Source organism: Sinorhizobium chiapasense, from assembly GCF_036488675.1.
GTDB lineage: Bacteria > Pseudomonadota > Alphaproteobacteria > Rhizobiales > Rhizobiaceae > Sinorhizobium > Sinorhizobium chiapasense.
On sequence record NZ_CP133148.1, the window covers coordinates 1,855,940 to 1,871,987 of the forward strand.

General features: G+C 61.9%; 17 protein-coding genes. 7 read left to right on the forward strand and 10 right to left on the reverse strand.

Annotated elements, in window-relative coordinates:
- Positions 1 to 121: 121 nt before the first annotated feature.
- The 5 genes from gndA to ccoG all read right to left on the reverse strand — a co-directional run bounded on the left by gndA (position 122) and on the right by ccoG (position 6,232).
- Complete coding sequence (gene gndA, locus RB548_RS08880) at positions 122 to 1,552, reverse strand: NADP-dependent phosphogluconate dehydrogenase (RefSeq protein ID WP_331374563.1); 1,431 nt, start codon at positions 1,550 to 1,552, stop codon at positions 122 to 124.
- 177 nt (positions 1,553 to 1,729) lie between these two features.
- On the reverse strand, positions 1,730 to 1,888 hold the full coding sequence (gene ccoS / locus RB548_RS08885) for a cbb3-type cytochrome oxidase assembly protein CcoS (RefSeq protein ID WP_331374564.1): 159 nt from the start codon (positions 1,886 to 1,888) through the stop codon (positions 1,730 to 1,732).
- Positions 1,885 to 4,170 carry a cation-translocating P-type ATPase gene (locus tag RB548_RS08890; RefSeq protein WP_331374565.1) on the reverse strand — a complete coding sequence of 762 codons (2,286 nt, stop codon included), beginning with the start codon at positions 4,168 to 4,170 and terminating at the stop codon, positions 1,885 to 1,887. Before RB548_RS08890 ends, ccoS begins: the two co-directional genes overlap by 4 nt.
- A complete protein-coding gene (locus RB548_RS08895; protein ID WP_331374566.1) occupies positions 4,167 to 4,661 on the reverse strand; it encodes a FixH family protein in 495 nt (164 codons plus the stop codon). The genes RB548_RS08890 and RB548_RS08895 overlap by 4 nt, the downstream gene beginning before the upstream one ends.
- Positions 4,658 to 6,232, reverse strand: a complete 1,575-nt coding sequence (gene ccoG / locus RB548_RS08900) for a cytochrome c oxidase accessory protein CcoG (RefSeq protein ID WP_331374567.1) — start codon at positions 6,230 to 6,232, stop codon at positions 4,658 to 4,660. The genes RB548_RS08895 and ccoG overlap by 4 nt, the downstream gene beginning before the upstream one ends.
- A gap of 298 nt (positions 6,233 to 6,530) precedes the next feature.
- Here ccoG and RB548_RS08905 point away from each other — a divergent pair, with 298 nt between their 5' ends.
- The 4 genes from RB548_RS08905 to RB548_RS08920 all read left to right on the forward strand — a co-directional run bounded on the left by RB548_RS08905 (position 6,531) and on the right by RB548_RS08920 (position 8,944).
- Positions 6,531 to 7,202: a hypothetical protein gene (locus RB548_RS08905; protein WP_331374568.1), complete on the forward strand. Its 672-nt coding sequence runs from the start codon at positions 6,531 to 6,533 to the stop codon at positions 7,200 to 7,202.
- Between the two features lie 127 nt (positions 7,203 to 7,329).
- The gene (locus tag RB548_RS08910; RefSeq protein WP_331374569.1) at positions 7,330 to 7,935 is read left to right on the forward strand and encodes a BRCT domain-containing protein; all 606 of its coding nucleotides are present in this window, start codon (positions 7,330 to 7,332) and stop codon (positions 7,933 to 7,935) included.
- 216 nt (positions 7,936 to 8,151) lie between these two features.
- Positions 8,152 to 8,553 (forward strand): SRPBCC family protein, encoded by a 402-nt coding sequence (locus RB548_RS08915; RefSeq protein ID WP_331374570.1) that lies wholly within the window; start codon positions 8,152 to 8,154, stop codon positions 8,551 to 8,553.
- Between the two features lie 37 nt (positions 8,554 to 8,590).
- Positions 8,591 to 8,944, forward strand: a complete 354-nt coding sequence (locus tag RB548_RS08920) for a VOC family protein (protein WP_331374571.1) — start codon at positions 8,591 to 8,593, stop codon at positions 8,942 to 8,944.
- 405 nt (positions 8,945 to 9,349) lie between these two features.
- On the opposite strand, the gene ccoP is transcribed toward RB548_RS08920, so the two are convergent.
- The 4 genes from ccoP to ccoN are packed head-to-tail and all read right to left on the reverse strand — an operon-like array spanning position 9,350 to position 12,746.
- The gene (gene ccoP / locus RB548_RS08925) at positions 9,350 to 10,213 is read right to left on the reverse strand and encodes a cytochrome-c oxidase, cbb3-type subunit III (RefSeq protein WP_331374572.1); all 864 of its coding nucleotides are present in this window, start codon (positions 10,211 to 10,213) and stop codon (positions 9,350 to 9,352) included.
- A 3-nt stretch (positions 10,214 to 10,216) separates the two neighbouring features.
- Positions 10,217 to 10,369, reverse strand: coding sequence for a cbb3-type cytochrome c oxidase subunit 3 (locus RB548_RS08930; protein ID WP_331374573.1), 153 nt, complete (start codon positions 10,367 to 10,369; stop codon positions 10,217 to 10,219).
- A 13-nt stretch (positions 10,370 to 10,382) separates the two neighbouring features.
- On the reverse strand, positions 10,383 to 11,114 hold the full coding sequence (gene ccoO, locus RB548_RS08935; RefSeq protein WP_331374574.1) for a cytochrome-c oxidase, cbb3-type subunit II: 732 nt from the start codon (positions 11,112 to 11,114) through the stop codon (positions 10,383 to 10,385).
- A 12-nt stretch (positions 11,115 to 11,126) separates the two neighbouring features.
- Positions 11,127 to 12,746 carry a cytochrome-c oxidase, cbb3-type subunit I gene (gene ccoN / locus RB548_RS08940; protein ID WP_331374575.1) on the reverse strand — a complete coding sequence of 540 codons (1,620 nt, stop codon included), beginning with the start codon at positions 12,744 to 12,746 and terminating at the stop codon, positions 11,127 to 11,129.
- 193 nt (positions 12,747 to 12,939) lie between these two features.
- Here ccoN and RB548_RS08945 point away from each other — a divergent pair, with 193 nt between their 5' ends.
- Positions 12,940 to 13,458, forward strand: coding sequence for a hemerythrin domain-containing protein (locus RB548_RS08945; protein WP_331374576.1), 519 nt, complete (start codon positions 12,940 to 12,942; stop codon positions 13,456 to 13,458).
- Positions 13,459 to 13,539: 81 nt separating this feature from the next.
- On the opposite strand, the gene RB548_RS08950 is transcribed toward RB548_RS08945, so the two are convergent.
- Positions 13,540 to 14,250: a PAS domain-containing protein gene (locus RB548_RS08950; RefSeq protein ID WP_331374577.1), complete on the reverse strand. Its 711-nt coding sequence runs from the start codon at positions 14,248 to 14,250 to the stop codon at positions 13,540 to 13,542.
- 93 nt (positions 14,251 to 14,343) lie between these two features.
- On the opposite strand from RB548_RS08950, the gene RB548_RS08955 reads away from it, so the two are divergent.
- Positions 14,344 to 14,643 (forward strand): hypothetical protein, encoded by a 300-nt coding sequence (locus RB548_RS08955; RefSeq protein ID WP_331374578.1) that lies wholly within the window; start codon positions 14,344 to 14,346, stop codon positions 14,641 to 14,643.
- Positions 14,640 to 16,022, forward strand: coding sequence for a hypothetical protein (locus RB548_RS08960; protein ID WP_331374579.1), 1,383 nt, complete (start codon positions 14,640 to 14,642; stop codon positions 16,020 to 16,022). The genes RB548_RS08955 and RB548_RS08960 overlap by 4 nt, the downstream gene beginning before the upstream one ends.
- Positions 16,023 to 16,048 lie beyond the last annotated feature (26 nt).

The following is a 16,048-nucleotide window of genomic DNA, read 5'->3' on the forward strand; positions in this document are numbered from 1 at the left end:
CGGCCGATGACAGTGAGATCCCGCCGCTCGTCGGTGCCGACATTACCGTTGAGGCTCGGTCGCCGCAGCCGGACGAACGGGCGGCCGAGACCGCCCGTCGTCCGTCAAAGATGATCACGGATCAACCGTTCAGGCCGCTCCCCCACGGGCCGTGGTGGCTGTCGGCGCCGTCGATCCGGTCGAAACCGTGGGCGCCGAAGAAGTCGCGCTGCGCCTGGATGACGTTCGCTGTGCCGCGGCCGCGGCGGTAGCTGTCGAAATAGCCGAGCGCCGAGGCAAGCGCCGGCACCGGCAGGCCGCCGAGGACGGCGGCGGAAACGACGCGGCGCAGCGCACCGTCGGTTTCCTTGACCATCGCCGCGAAGGCCGGTGTCACGATCAGGTTGGCCGCGTCCGGCGCCTTGGTGAAGGCTGTGGTGATCTCGTCGAGAAACTGCGACCGGATGATGCAGCCGGCGCGCCAGATCTTTGCGATCGTCGGCATCGGCAGGTTCCAGCCGAATTCCTTCGAGGCGGCCGACATTACCGCGAAACCCTGCGCATAGGCGCCGATCTTGGCGGCAAGCAACGCGCTTTCGAGATCTTTGAGGAACGCATTCCTGTCGGCCACCGCGAACTCGCCGACCGACGGCAGGCCGAGGATCTTCTCGGCCGCCTCACGCTCTTCCTTCATCGAGGAAATGCTGCGGGCGGCGACGGCGGCCTCGATGCCGGTCGCCGGGATGCCCATGTTCTGCGCCTCGATCACCGACCATTTGCCGGTGCCCTTCTGGCCGGCCTTGTCGAGGATCAGGTCGACGATCGGCTTGCCGGTCAAGGGATCGGCGGCTTTCAAGACCTTTTCGGTGATCTCGATCAGATAGGAGTTGAGCCGACCCTTGTTCCAGGAGCCAAAGACTTCACCGATTTCGGCAGCGCTCATCTTCAGGCCGTCGCGCAAGATGCCGTAGATTTCGGCGATCATCTGCATGTCGGCATATTCGATGCCGTTGTGGATCGTTTTGACGAAATGGCCGGCGCCGTTTTCACCGAGCCATGCGACGCAAGGATCGTTCTCGTATTTCGCGGCGATCGAGGTCAGCACCTTTTCGACACGGCGGTAGGAGTCTTCCGTACCGCCGACCATGATCGACGGACCGTGACGGGCGCCCTCCTCACCACCGGAGACACCCATGCCGATGAAGGTAAGACCGGAGTCCTTCAGCGCCTCGAAACGGCGCATCGTGTCGCGGAAATTGGCGTTGCCGGCGTCGATCATGATGTCGCCCTTGGCAAGATAGGGCTTCAGGATTTCCATCTGCTGGTCGACCGCTTCGCCGGCCTTGATCATGATGATGATCGGCCGCGGCGGGCGGATGGCGGCGACAAATTCCTCGATCGTCTCGCAGGGAACGATCTGCTCCTTGAGCGCGCCGGCTTCCGCATAGAACTTGCGCGTCGCCTCGACCGTGCGGTTGAAGACCGCGATCCTGTTGCCCTTTTCCGCGATGTTGAGCGCGAGGTTCGACCCCATGACGCCGAGGCCGATAAGCCCGATTTCCGCCTGTGACACGTGATTGCCTCCGTTGGAAAGAAGAGCCGCCGCGATCAAACAAACACGCGGATGGCCCCTCGATATTGATCTGCGCATGTTCGGCCCACACCGGGAGAGGATGGGCGACTGGGACATACGGCGGTGGAGGCTCTTTTGGCACCCAAATCGATTTACGACAAGCCACTCCTGTGAAAATCAATCCTTTTCAGGCTTGCCGTCGCCATCGTCGAGGACACGCCAGGAGGCTCCATCCAGGTCTTCGTATTGTCCGCTCTTCAGCGCCCAGAGAAACGCCGCAAGCCCCAGGCCTCCGAGAAAGAGCGCGATTGGGATGAGGTAGATGAGCGTGCTCATGGCAGGCTCCGTACCGTTTGCAACCCTGCCGCATGCGGCGGCGACGCTGGGGCCGAGGCAGTGCCGAGCCCCTTCAGGCGCAATGCATTGAACACAACAATCAGCGACGAGGTCGACATGGCGACGGCGGCAACGAGCGGCGTCGCATAGCCGAGAATCGCGACCGGCACGGCGATAACGTTGTAGCCGATCGCCAGCGCGAAATTCTCCCGGATCAACCGGCCGGCGCGACGCGAGGTCTCGATGGCGAAGGGAACGGCGCTGAGGCTCCGATGCATGAAGACGAAATCCGCAGCCTGCCGGCCGACATCGGCCGCGGTCGCCGGCGCCATTGAGACGTGGGCAGCCCGAAGTGCCGGCGCGTCGTTGATACCGTCGCCGACCATCAGAACCCTATGCCCCCCTTCGGCGGCAGCGGCACAGGCGTCGACCTTGCCGCGCGGCGAAAGCTCGGCGCGCCATGTCGCAATGCCGAGCCTGCGGGCAAGTGCGGCGACGACCGGCTCGCGGTCACCGGAAAGGATGCCCGTCGTAAGCCCCAGGCGAGAGAGGTCCTCGACGGTTTCGCGGGCGGCGGGACGCAGCCGGTCCTCGAAGCGGAAGCAGGCAAGCTCGCGGCCATCAAGCGACAGGATCGCTTCCGACTGGCCGCTGGCCGCGCCGGCGTCGCCGCAGGCAAAGGCGCGACTGCCGAGGCGGTACATGCCGTCGCTCGTCTCCCCCTTGATGCCGGCGCCCGGTATTTCGCGGATTTCGCCCACGAGCGGCTGCACCGCCCCCGACGCCTCATGGAGCGCCGTTGCGATCGGATGGCGCGAATGGAGAGCGAGGGCGGCGGCGGTCGCGAGCGCGCCCGGATCGACCTCGCTCGCATTGACGAGCCGCGGCTCGCCCATGGTGAGCGTGCCGGTCTTGTCGAGCAGCACGGCGTCGATTTCGGCAAGGCGCTCCATCGCCGATCCGTCCTTGACCATGACGCCGCCCTGGAAGAGCCGGCCGGCGGCAACGACCTGAACCACCGGCACGGCGAGACCGAGGGCACACGGGCAAGTGATGATGAGAACCGCCACCGCGATCAGCATCGCGTGGCGGACGTCGCCCTCGACCAGCATCCAGCCGATGAAGGAAAGCAGCGCCAGCAAGTGAACGGCCGGCGAATAGTAACGGGCCGCGCGGTCGGCAATGCGGCGATAACGCGCCCTGCCCCCTTCGGCAGCCTCCATCAGCCCCGTGATCTCGGCCAGGAACGAGTCGCGTGCCGCTGCCGTCGCCTCGAGCGTCAGCGGCCCGGTCAGATTGAGCGTGCCGGCCTGCACGCTGTCACCGGCGCCCACCGCGACCGGCGCGCTTTCGCCGTTGACGACCGAGCGGTCGAGATCGCTCGCGCCGGAAAGCACGCGCCCGTCCACCGGAATGCGCTCGCCGGCGGCAACGAGCAGGCGCTCGCCGGGCTTGATCTCGTCGACCGGACGATAATCGCGCGAGCCGTCGGAATTGACCACCGTCGCGCCGCGTGGCGACAGCCGGGCAAGGCCGCTGATCGCCGAGCGCGCCCGCCCGCGCATCATGTGATCGAGCGTGCGGCCGATCAGCAGGAAGAAGAGCAGCGTCACCGAGGCATCGAACCAGGCGTGTGCGCCATGGCCGATCGTCTCATGGAGCGACATACCGTAGGAAAGCGTGACGGCGAGCGCGATCGGCACATCCATGTTGGTGCGGCCATGACGGAGTGCATTCCAGGCCGACTGGTAGAAGAAACGTCCCGAATAGATCATCGCCGGCGCCGCGATCATCGCCGAGACCCAGTGAAAGAGATCACGCGTTGCCGCATCCGCACCTGACCAGACGGAAACGGACAGCAGCATGATATTGGTGGCCGCGAAACCGGAAACGGCAACGGCGCGGATCAACTGCTTGAGCAGGACGTCGCCTTCCTCCTCGCCTGCGGCGAAGAGATGTGATTCGTAGCCGCAACCCCGGATGGCGCGCGCGATTTCGAGCGGGTCGCTTCGCTGGCCGTCGACCTCCTCCTTCCAGACGACGGACACACGACGCGACGATAGGTTGACGCGCGCACGCTCGACTTCGGGCCTCTTGCGGAGCGCCCCTTCGATTGTCGTGATGCAGGCACCGCAGTGGACGCCGGGCACGCTGAGATCGGTTTGGCGCAGACCGTCTCCAAGCGCGCGGCTCGCAAGCCACAGTTCCTCGGAAGCAGGCAGCCCCTGCCCGGCCCGTTCGATCTCAAGTGCGCCCTCGACGCCTGTGGCACAGCAGCTCATTTGCGGTCTCCCGGCACCACGAACCGGATCGCCTGGCGAAAGACGACTTCCTCACCCGCCATCGCCGTGATGTCGGCGATCCACTGGCCGGGCTTGAGTGTCCGTGCGGCGACAAAGTCGCCAGGAGCCTCACGATCGAGTTCGACGCGCACGTCTTCATGTTCCTCGACGGGGCGCTTGAATACCGCGACCACCCTCTCGGCCGTCCGGTCTACCTCGCCGTTGCGCGTCAAAGTATAGCGGATGGAAACCGGCTCTGCGACGAGCGCGCCCTCGATGCCGCTCGCAGCAAAGGCACGCGTCTCAGCCACCTTGCCGTTGAACCGCTGGCTGGCGACATAGGTGTTCTCGACCACAAGGCCGCTCCAGCTACGGCTGGCGTTCCAGGCCATGACCAGATTGGCGGAAATGATGGTGCCGAAGAAAAGGCCCATCACGCCCAGCATGTGCCACCCAGTAAATTCCCGCGGCGCGCTCTGCTCCTTCGTCATCTTGCTGCTCCAGGGCGGTTGAAGTTGGCCTGATAGGCATCGCGCTCATGACTGGACGGATCTTCGGCGGTCAGTATGAAGCCCTCGTCCGCCTCGGCAAGCTTTTCCTTCGGCAAGGTGACGAAAACCTTGAGCGCGGTGACCTTGTCCGGATCGACGCCGACTGCGAAGCGGCGGCCGTCTCCCGGCGCCTGTCCGGCGATCCGCATCGTTGCCGACCGCATGCCATCGAGTGTCAGCATGATCGTACGCTGCTCCGGTATCATGTTGAGCAGCTTGACCATGTAGCCATTGCGTACCGAGCCGTCCGACTCGAGCACGAATTGCGGATTTCGGTCGTGCAACACATTGAGCTCCAGCCGGTCGCGCGACACCAGCGCATAGAGCAGGCCAATACCGACCAGCGCCCAGACGCCGAAATAGAGAAGAACGCGCGGCCGGAAGATGATCCGCCAATTGAAGTGACGGACCTTGTCGACGAAGGCGCCATCCGCATCACGCACGCGGGTCGGGTCGATCGCCGTCGTCCCGTTGTTTGTGGCGAGAGCCATGTTCGACGCATAGTCGCTGAGCGTCGCATAGGCGATCAGGCCGCGTTCGCGCCCGAGCTTGTCCATCACGCCGTCGCACGCGTCGATGCAGAGTGCGCAGGTGATGCATTCGAGCTGCTGGCCGTCGCGGATATCGATGCCCATCGGACAGACGGCGACGCACGCGTTGCAATCGACGCAATCGCCGACCACCTCACCCGCTGCCGCCGCTTTCTTGGCGTGGCGCGAGCGCGGTTCGCCGCGCCAGTCGTTATAGGTGACGACGAGCGAATTCTCGTCCAGCATCGCCGCCTGGATGCGCGGCCACGGGCACATGTAAGTGCAGACCTGCTCGCGCATCAGCCCCCCGAAGACGTAGGTCGTCGCCGTCAGGATCGCGACAGTCATGTAGGCGACCGCGGGCGCTTCCAGCATGACGAAGCTCTTCAGCAGCGAGGGCGCGTCGGCGAAATAGAAAATCCAGGCGCCGCCCGTCGCGATGCCGATCAGCAGCCATGTCGCGTGCTTGACGACGCGCTTCCAGATCTTGTCCAGTGTCCAGGGTCCCGCGTCGAGCCGCATGCGCGCATTGCGGTCGCCCTCGATGAAGCGCTCGACTACAAGGAAAAGATCGACCCAGACGGTCTGCGGGCAGGTGTAGCCGCACCAGGCACGCCCGACGGCGGTGGTAACGAGGAAGAGGCCGAAGCCTGCCATGACGAGCAGCCCGGCGACGAAGAAGAATTCCTGCGGCCAGATCTCGATGAAGAAGAAATAGAAGCGGCGGGCAGCAAGATCGACGAGCACGGCCTGATCCGGCGCATGCGCACCGCGATCCCAACGGATCCACGGCGTCAGATAATAGATGCTCAGTGTGACCAGCATCACCAGCCACTTGAATCGCCGGAAGCGGCCTTCGGCTCTCTTCGGAAAGATCTTACGGCGCTTCTCGTAGAGCGGTTTGCGGTTATGCGCGGCATTGACCGGTTCGGCTTCGAGCCGTTCGACGGACGCAGCTTTGGTGACAGGCTGGGGACGCATTATTGGGAATCCGAAAATGGCTTCTATCCGAGCCGCGTTTTGCCGGATCTGCCCGCGTCAAACCTTGATCTGCGTCAACTTTGCGCCCTAATGCCGCACGGTGCGTCGAAACGTCCAGACCCGGAATTTGGCACCGGCGTGCAATCTCCAATCGCCAGCTTTTTGAACGCCATCTTCTGGGACGCGCCCGAGCCAGTGCCTCCGCTCGCGTTCGAAATCTGTTCAAGTCGCCATATGGCGACTTGAAAATAGAAAGGCGCTTCGACAGTCTGCTCCAAGATCTGGGCGTGGGGCGACGATGGAAGGCAACTGGAGCGACGGCCTGGGAGAATTCTGGGCAGCAGCTTATTCGGTGGCATGGCTGGAGTGGGCGAAGGCCATTTTCGACCTTCTGAAGGGTGTTGCGTGGCCGCTTGCCGTATTCATGCTCGTTTGGTTGTTCCGACACCAGATCCGAGAACGTATCAAGGATCTAGTTTCTGCCGGTCCAGCCGGAGTAGTACTGCAGGGCGCCCAATCGACACAGACAAGTTCCACCTCGCTGAGCACCACCACAAACCATCCTATGCAGACTGTAATGACCACGATGGAGAGGATCGAGAGCGAATTGGCATCCTATCAGGAGAGCTTGAAGATACCCACATTGATTCGGGCTCTTGCAGAGGTGCAGGTTGCTCGCCTCTTTGAAGTGGTCTTCTCAGATATCTACGGGAGTCAGATAACCGCACTCCGCCACCTGAAGGCTCAAAAGGAGATTTCCGTCGACGATGCCAAGAAATTCTTCGACGACGTTGTGAAGCCTATGAACGAAGATCTGTACTCCATCTGGGGATTCGACGATTGGTCTAGCTTTCTTTTTCGCCAAGAACTTGCGAGGCGCGAGAACGGCAAGATCTTCGCAACCGACAGGGGCATCGACTTTGTCTATTTCGTGGACAAAGCAAAGCCCGGTATCCCACGACCAAATTGAAGGCTTTGTGCGAAAGCCACGAGTGCGCGCCGTCGTGTGTTGTCATCATTTCATCTTGCAGTAGACGCTTGATTGACTTTAGCGTGTGGTTGACTAACGTTTCCCGCAAAAGGGGAAGGCGTGCGAAATGAGCGATGCATTCTATAATCAGGTCGGCGGCGATCGCATTACGAGCCGACAGATCGATGAACTGATTGGGCTGGCGCGGGGCCTTGTAGCCGACGGTGCAATCAATCAGACCGAGGTGGAATTCTTGCAGAAATGGCTGGTGGCGAACAGCGCAGCCAGTGACCAGCCAGTTCTCAGGACACTCTACCGTCGGATTAGTGAAATCCTTGCCGATGGTCACGTCAACGAAGACGAGAAAACGGAGCTGCTGGACACGCTAGGCCGATTCGCCGATCGAGATTTCGAACTCGGCGAAACGCTCAAGGCGACAACGCTCCCCTTGTGCTCACCGGCGCCCCTTCTGACGTTTCCCGGTGTAAGCTACTGCTTTACCGGGACGTTCAATTACGGGCAGCGCAAGCACTGCGAACAGGCCGTCATCGATCGCGGCGGTGAGGTCGGCGGCCTCACGAAGAAAACAAGAGTGCTGGTGATTGGTGTCTATGCTACCGATTCATGGAAGCACTCATCCTTCGGCAATAAAATCATCAAAGCGTGCGAGATCCGCGACGCCGGATTGCCTATTCGCATAGTCTCAGAAAAGCATTGGGTGCAACACTTGTGAAATCAAGACTTAACGATATTTCATCATCATCGCGGATCCCGCGCGAGATCCAGAGGCAGTTCGCAGGCATCAGCCCCACTCACCGACAGCTTTAAATAATCTCATTAATATACTGGTTTATATATTTATGAGAACTGGCGCCCGCGCAGACTGGCCGTTTCATTCAAGACCTCCGTCCGGCGACGTGCTATTCATGAAGCCAAAGGGAGTGAACGCATGGCAACCATGGCGGCAAAGATCATCCACACATCGATCGCGCGCGACTGGCGCGAGGTCTACGCATTCATGGCCGACCACGAGAAGATGCCGCTTTGGGCCGCCGGACTTTCCACCGGTCTCACCCGCGATGGCGACGAATGGATCGCACCCGGTCCGCTCGGTAACGCGCGGGTGCGCTTCGCTCCGCACAACGATTTCGGCGTGGTCGATCATCTGGTGACGCTCGAGAGCGGGCTCAAGGTCCACAACGCATTGCGCGTGGTGCCGAACGGCGACGGCGCCGAGGTCATGTTCACCCTGCTGCGGCAGCCGGACATGAACGACGAGCAATTCGCCGCCGACGCGGCGGCCGTCGAAAAGGATCTGGCGACGCTCAAGTCCATAATGGAATCCAGGTAGTGAACGGAAAGGCTATAACAGGAGGAACGGCACGCAGATGAGCAACAAGGGCAACAATCGCCGCATCGACTACATCGAGTTCAACGTGGCAAGCATCGACGCGAGCAAGGCCTTTTACGGCGGCGCCTTCGGCTGGACCTTCACCGACTACGGACCGGAATATTGCGAATTCGCCGACGGCCGCCTGACTGGCGGCTTCACGACGCTCGGGCCGGTCAGAAGCGGCGGGCCGCTCGTCATCGTCTACGCCGACGATCTTGAGGACGCAGCACGGCGGGTCGAGGCAGCCGGCGGCAAGATCGTCAAGCCGATCTACTCCTTCCCCGGCGGCCGCCGCTTCCATTTCGCCGACCCGGATGGATACGAGCTCGCGGTCTGGTCGGCCCAATAAGAGGGCTGCTACTCGCCGAACCGGATGAACAGCGCGCTGACGAGGCCGAAGACGACGATGCACTGTAGAATGAACATTGGCCACTCTGGTGACATCTCGATTTCTCCTCTCTACAGCGCCGCGCGTCTAGTTGGACGCGCATAGGTTCCTGTAGAACTTTGAATCTCCGCGTGATTTTGTCCCTAAATCGATTCCGATTTAAGGATCATGCAGTCGCAGGCATGCGCTTCTCGCGCCGCGTTCCGCGCATAGCCAGAACGTCCATCCCCAACGAGGTTCCAATTGATGATGAACCGAACCGGCAACAATAGCGAGTCCAACGTCCGGGGTACGCTCGCAACAAGAGGCCTCGCGTCCTTGTAAGACGCGTGGCCTCTTGCCCCTCAGCCGCGAAGTGCCTGTCCCCTATTCACCGCCACCAAGAGAGTGAACAAAGACGGCGAGCTGCTTGACGGTCGTGTCGCCGATGCGAGGCAGCCACGCAGGCATGACGCCGTGCTTCGGCGCCTTCATCTGGTTGATGATCGCCTGCTCGCCCTCGCCCTTTAGCCAGATGGCGTCCGCAAGATCGGGGGCGCCCATCTCGCGGCTGCCTTTCGCGTCGGCGCCGTGGCACGAAGCGCAATTATCGGCGAAGAGCTGTTTGCCGGGCTCGACCAGCGCTGGGTCCGACGGCATGCCGGTGAGGCTCACCACATAGGCCGCCGTCAGCTTCATCTGCTCGGGGTCCAGCATCTCCGCAAACGACGGCATCTCCGAGACGCGGGTCTCGCCGTCGGCGGCATGACGAACACCGTGCGCGATCGTCTGGTAGATCTCATCCGGCTTGCCGCCCCACAGCCAGTCGTCGTCGTTGAGGTTCGGGAAGCCTTGTCCGCCGGCGGCACCCGAGCCATGGCACTGCGCACAGTTGACTTTGAAGGCGGAAGCGCCGGCGGAAACGGCAAACTGCTGCAATTGCGGATCGGCAATGATTTCGTCGAGCGAACTCGAAGCGATCCGCTCCAGGTTGCCGGCCTGTGCCGCCTTGGCGTTGGCAAGCTCGACGCTCACCTCGGAGCGGCTCGAATAGCCGAGCACACCCTTGGTCGCTTCGGTCAGCATCGGCCATGAGGGGTACGCGATTGCGTAGCCGATTGCCCAGATGATCGTCGCGTAGAAGCTGTAGACCCACCAGCGCGGCATCGGGTTGTTGAGTTCGCGAATGCCGTCCCACTCGTGACCGGTGGTCTCGACGCCGCTGATCTCGTCAATGTGTTTGTCCGCCATGGATCAGTCCTCCTTCAGAGGGATAAAGGCGGCCTGATCGGCGGCCTTCTTGGCGCCCGGCCGGAAGATGAAAGCGACGACGCCGAGGAAGAAGACCATCATGGCGACGAGGCCCCAGCTGTCGGCGAAATGACGCATGAGCGTGTAGGTTTCCATGTCGGCTCCCTCCTTAGCGATAACCGGTGGTGTCGTCGTAGGTGGAGAAGTCGACGAGCGTGCCGAGCATCTGGAGATAGGCAATAAGCGCATCCATCTCCGTCAGTCTCTGCGCGTCACCGTCGAAATCGCCGAGCTTGGCCTTCGGGTAGCGCGCCTCGATGCCGGACGTGTCGGCATTGGGATCGGCCTGCGCCTTGAGGTCCGCGGCCGCGTTGTCGATCATCTCATCCGTGTAGGGAACGCCGACCGCCAGGTTGGCCTTGAGGTTCATGGCCACGTTCGTCACCTCGAGCGGCGTTTCCTTCAGAAAGGCGTAGCTTGGCATCACCGATTCCGGCACCACCGAGCGCGGCTCGATCATGTGCTGGACGTGCCATTCGTTGGAGTAGCGATCGCCGACGCGGGCGAGGTCCGGCCCGGTGCGCTTCGAGCCCCACTGGAACGGGTGGTCGTACATCGACTCCGCGGCGAGCGAGTAATGCCCGTAGCGCTCGACCTCGTCGCGGAACGGACGGATCATCTGGCTGTGGCAAACATAGCAGCCTTCGCGGACATAGATGTCGCGCCCCGCGAGCTCCAGCGGTGAATAGGGCCGCATGCCTTCGACCTTCTCGATGGTGTTTTCGAGATAGAAGAGCGGCGCGATCTCCACGATGCCGCCGATCGAGACGACGAGCAGCGAGCCGACCAGGAGGAGCGTGGCGTTGCGTTCGAGTATGGCGTGTTTGTCGAGAATGGACACGGGTCTGTCCTCCTATTCCGCAGGCTGCGGCACCGGCGTCGCACCGAGGATCGGGGCTTCGTCGCGCACGCGTCCGAGGATCGTCATTGTTACGTTGAAGGCCATGAGCAGCGCCCCGGCGAGGAACAGGCCCCCGCCTGCGGCACGCAGCACATAGTACGGGAACATGGCAGCGACCGATTCCGCGAAGGAATAGACGAGGAAGCCCTGGTCGTCGTATTCGCGCCACATCAGGCCCTGCTGGATACCGGCGACCCACATCACGGCGGCGTAGACGACGATACCGAGGGTGGCGAGCCAGAAGTGCCAGTTGACCATGCGCACGCTGTAGAGCCGCTCGCGGTTCCACAGCTTCGGGACGAGATAGTAGATCGCGCCGAAGGTGATGAGCCCGTTCCAGCCGAGTGCACCGGAATGCACGTGGCCGATGGTCCAGTCGGTGTAGTGGCTGAGCGAGTTGACCGTCTTGATCGACATCATCGGACCTTCGAAGGTCGCCATGCCGTAGAAGGCAACGGCCATGATCATCATGCGCACGATGGGGTCGGTGCGGATCTTGTCCCAGGCGCCCGAGAGCGTCATCAGGCCGTTGATCATGCCGCCCCAGGAGGGCATCCAGAGCATCACGGAGAAGACCATGCCGAGCGTCTGCGCCCAGTCGGGCAGCGCGGTGTAATGGAGGTGGTGCGGACCGGCCCAGATGTACATGAAGATCAGCGCCCAGAAGTGGATGATCGACAGCCGGTAGGAATAGATCGGGCGGTTCACCTGCTTGGGGATGAAGTAGTACATCATCGCCAGGAAGCCGGCCGTCAGGAAGAAGCCTACGGCGTTGTGCCCGTACCACCATTGCGTCAGCGCATCCTGAACGCCCGAGAAGGCCGAATAGCTCTTCGAACCGAGGAAGGACACCGGCACCGCCAGATTGTTGACGATGTGCAGCATGGCAATGGTGACGATGAAGGCGAGATAGAACCAGTTCGCCACGTAGATATGCGGCTCCCTGCGCACGAGGATCGTGCCGAGGAAGGCGATGAGATAGGCGACCCAGACGATCGTCAGCCAGAGATCGACATACCATTCAGGCTCGGCGTATTCGCGGCTCTGGGTGATGCCGAGCAGGTAGCCGGTTGCCGCCAGTACGATGAAGAGCTGATAGCCCCAGAATACGAACCAGCCGAGATTGCCGCCGAAGAGACGTGCACGGCTGGTGCGCTGGACGACATAAAACGAGGTGGCGATCAGCGCGTTGCCGCCGAAGGCGAAGATGACGGCCGAGGTGTGGAGCGGCCGCATGCGGCCGAAATTGAACCATGGCTCGATGTTGAGGTCCGGGAAGGCGAGCTGCAGCGCCACGATGACGCCGACCAGGAAGCCGACGACGCCCCAGAATACCGTGGCGATCACGCCGTACTTAACGACCTCGTCGAAATATTCCGACTGCGGGGGTGCCCTGCCTGCGACAGCCGGGCGGAAGTCGATCCGTCGCAGGAGCACGATCGTTCCGCCGAGCAGCACGAAGAACAGCACCCACATATGTGCGCCAAAAAGGCGGTCCTGAGCGAAGCCGGCCCCAACCAGCGCCAGGAAGGCGCCGACCCCGAGCACGATCATCTCGAATGTATATTTCATGGTTGGGTCCCCCAACTTTCTCAAATCGCTGACGACGGTGCACCGAACGACGCAGGCCGCCGCAACCTGCCCTGATCTGTCAGAATCGCTCTTCGCCAACCTTGATTCAGATCAAGGCTGGCCCTGACGCTTCGACGCATCCTTGCGAGCATGGAGGCTTGAACGTGAGGCGATGGTGGAAGGGCCCGAGCGCATGAGAGCAAAGATCAACGGCCGAACGCTATCGATCGGGACGCGGCCCCCTACATCAGGAGAACCGCCGATCGAACCGCTGGCCTGGCTGGCTGGCGCACATCATGACCAGCTGGCGCTCTGCGACAGTCTGGAAGCGATTGCCGACAGCCTCCCGGAAGAGATCAACCGCGAGACCTGCGCCTACGCGGCGAAGGTGATCGGACCGATGATGCGGGATCTCCATGCCGGCGAGGAACGGTGGGTTTTTGCCTGGATCGAGCAACGCTTCGCAGACGACGCTTCCGTGCAAGCTCTGCTGGAGCGCCTGAAATACGAGCATTGCGAAGACGAGTGTTTCGCCGAGGAACTGACCGAAATGCTCGATCGCCTGGGCGCGGCCGACAGGACGGTCAATGCCGAGACCGCCGGCTACATGTTGCGCGGCTTCTTCACCAGCGTGCGACGGCACATCAGCTTCGAGCAGGAATGCTTGCGGGGGATCCTCGTCCAGCACCTCAGTGGCAAACCGACGGTCTAATCCCTATCCGCCTGTTCCCCTACCGCGCCGTGCGTCATATCAGACGCGCAAAGGACGCTGCAGCACTTTGAGACGCTACGCTCAGGCCGCAATCGCCCTGCGCCGGTCCGCATGTTCCTGGATGACCAGGATCGCGCCGATCAGCTTGCCGTTGCTCGACAGGCAAGGCGTCAGCCGACAGCGAACCACAACGGTGCGCGCATCGACATTCTTGGCAAAAGTGTAGTCGACGACTTCGCCGCCGAAGCAACGGTCGAGATAGGCCTTCACCCGCTGCTCGAAGCGCTGGAGACCGATGAACTCGACGATATGTCGCCCGATGAGGTCCATCGGCCTGCTTTCCAGATGGCTCGCATTCGCCGGGTTTGTGTAGAGATAGCGATAGTCCGGCGTTATGACGGCGATCCGGTCGGTGAGGCAGTCGAGAATCGCCTCGTTGAGCAGTCCCTCGTCGGCGAGCCCCTTGCTAGGCAATCTCGCCCGGCGGTCGAGGTCAAGGCCGGCGAGATCCGCCACTCCCGCCGCCGCGAAATAACGATCGATCAGCGATTGAAGCAATTTTGAATGGCGCAAAACGCTGGACGTGTCGCCCGACTCGGCGCGCAAGATGTCGATAAGGAAGTGAAACTGCAGACGGGCGTCTTCCACGCTCGTCGCCCTCTGGTCGTAAACCGCCCTCAGAATAGGATCAAGCTCACGATCCAGAATCCCGATCAGATGTTCGTCCGCCACTTTTACGGCATACTGCAACTGTGAATACTTGAACCAGAACAGCTCAATCAGTGCGTTCAATTCGAATCCCCATTCCCCCACGGCAAAGCCGCGTCGATGCACTTCAAGATAGACGGTGTTTCAGACAGTGTCAGATTTTGACGATTTCCCTCAATGCCACGCGAAACCGCGTTGCGCTCGTTACCCAAAGCGCTTGCAGTTGCCCCAAACCACAACGATGAGTTTACACGCATTGCGGTATCGTTCAACAGGAGAAAGCCGGGCGATCGGGTCCCCGGCATTCTCGATGATGCGGCGTCGGGAGACACCGGACGAAGGGGCCGGCTTTCTAAAGCCGGCGAGGATAGCGATATGTTTCGCCACCTCCTCCAGTTGAAGATCGCGCTGGCGCGCGTGATCTTCCGTGATACATTGCAATCCGTGAATATATCCGGATCGAGGGGGCACGCATGACGCGGGAACTTCATCGGCATTGCATTCGGATTTCAGCGCTCGCAATATTTCTCCCGGCAGCCCTGTGGTGCTTGCCGGCATCCGCAACGGATCCTTACGCCTCGAACAATGGCCTTTATCCGACCGACAACGAATGGAGCGGGCCTTATCGCAGCTTGAACTACAACTATCCTGAAAGGGCCGAGAACAAGTGGTTCACGGTCGCGCCGCGCGCGCCACTGACCATTCAAAATGCCGGCGACTACGTGACAAAGCTGAAGACCTTCCTCGAGCCGAACATGCGGGCGATGATCGACGCACCGGACACGTGGGATCCCGCCGCCAACGGCTGGTATGGAATGATCTGGCAGGGCGCCGGCGCGACAGGCCCGAACGGCGTCACTGATCCTGAGAGCGGGCAGGAAGCCATCCTTGGTTCGTTTTCTGGCCAGATCATCACGCAGGGAACCTTTCAGGACTCCGGCCTGACGGTCAACCTGCAGAACCACACGGTCATCTACTACGATGCCCTCTCGGCCACGATGCTGAAGAAACTTTGGGCCGATCCGTTCAAGCCGAACCGGACGGCGGTCTCGTTCCCCGAGGGCGGCATGGTGGTAAAAGCCGCTGCGGTGACACCGACGCCGCAGCAATGGCCTGTAGTCGAGGGTTCCGCGATCTGGAACGTATACCGTCCGACCGTCGAGTCGCTCCAGGGACCCGACTACAATCCGTACACCAACGCCAAGGCGGTGGTCGTGCCTCTCAGGGTGCTGCAATTCGACATCATTGTGAAGGACACTGTCGTCTCCCCGCAGACGGGCTGGGTCTTCGTCACCTATGTGTACGACAGGGATGCTCCTGGCACGACCACCTGGGACAAGCTGGTGCCGCTCGGCGCAATGTGGGGCAACGACCCGGCCTTTGCGCGCGAACCGAACGGCACGGATCCGAACGGTGGCCCCCTGCAGGAGACGTGGATCAACCAGAAGGCGCCCGCCTACGCTCTCTCTTCCCTCGGTTGGGGCGGCCGGTTATCCGGCCCGATCGACGTCTCGGAACGCCACAACGTGCTTTTGACCGACGGTAGCCGGGTTCCCGTGCAGCGGGCCTCGTCGTGTCTGAGCTGTCACGGCACCGCGCAGTTTCCGTTTGTCGCCAACCTTTATCCGTCACCGAACAAGACATTTCCGCGCGAGGGAACACTCTTTCCGATGTATCCGCCGGGTTCCGAGATGTGGGCACACTGGTTCCAGAACAGACCGGGCTCAAAGCCGCAGAACGACAACGACAACGCGGTTGCCCTCGACTACGACATGCTGATCATGTTTGCCCTCAGCGCCTACGACGCCGCCGCGGGCAGCGACCTTTTCGTTCAAGAACATGTCGACGTCCACTAGTCATCCGAGCGATCGGCTCGGCGCGC

Excerpts from the sequence above, each read along its gene's own strand:
- RB548_RS08945 (WP_331374576.1), top strand. The coding sequence starts at position 12,940 with ATGAGAGCAAAGATCAACGGCCGAACGCTATCGATCGGGACGCGGCCC.
- ccoG (WP_331374567.1), bottom strand. The coding sequence starts at position 6,232 with ATGCGTCCCCAGCCTGTCACCAAAGCTGCGTCCGTCGAACGGCTCGAA.
- RB548_RS08890 (WP_331374565.1), bottom strand. The coding sequence starts at position 4,170 with ATGAGCTGCTGTGCCACAGGCGTCGAGGGCGCACTTGAGATCGAACGG.
- RB548_RS08905 (WP_331374568.1), top strand. The coding sequence starts at position 6,531 with ATGGAAGGCAACTGGAGCGACGGCCTGGGAGAATTCTGGGCAGCAGCT.
- RB548_RS08960 (WP_331374579.1), top strand. The coding sequence starts at position 14,640 with ATGACGCGGGAACTTCATCGGCATTGCATTCGGATTTCAGCGCTCGCA.
- ccoN (WP_331374575.1), bottom strand. The coding sequence starts at position 12,746 with ATGAAATATACATTCGAGATGATCGTGCTCGGGGTCGGCGCCTTCCTG.
- RB548_RS08895 (WP_331374566.1), bottom strand. The coding sequence starts at position 4,661 with ATGACGAAGGAGCAGAGCGCGCCGCGGGAATTTACTGGGTGGCACATG.
- RB548_RS08915 (WP_331374570.1), top strand. The coding sequence starts at position 8,152 with ATGGCAACCATGGCGGCAAAGATCATCCACACATCGATCGCGCGCGAC.
- RB548_RS08920 (WP_331374571.1), top strand. The coding sequence starts at position 8,591 with ATGAGCAACAAGGGCAACAATCGCCGCATCGACTACATCGAGTTCAAC.
- RB548_RS08930 (WP_331374573.1), bottom strand. The coding sequence starts at position 10,369 with ATGGAAACCTACACGCTCATGCGTCATTTCGCCGACAGCTGGGGCCTC.
- ccoP (WP_331374572.1), bottom strand. The coding sequence starts at position 10,213 with ATGGCGGACAAACACATTGACGAGATCAGCGGCGTCGAGACCACCGGT.
- RB548_RS08955 (WP_331374578.1), top strand. The coding sequence starts at position 14,344 with ATGCCACGCGAAACCGCGTTGCGCTCGTTACCCAAAGCGCTTGCAGTT.
- RB548_RS08910 (WP_331374569.1), top strand. The coding sequence starts at position 7,330 with ATGAGCGATGCATTCTATAATCAGGTCGGCGGCGATCGCATTACGAGC.
- ccoS (WP_331374564.1), bottom strand. The coding sequence starts at position 1,888 with ATGAGCACGCTCATCTACCTCATCCCAATCGCGCTCTTTCTCGGAGGC.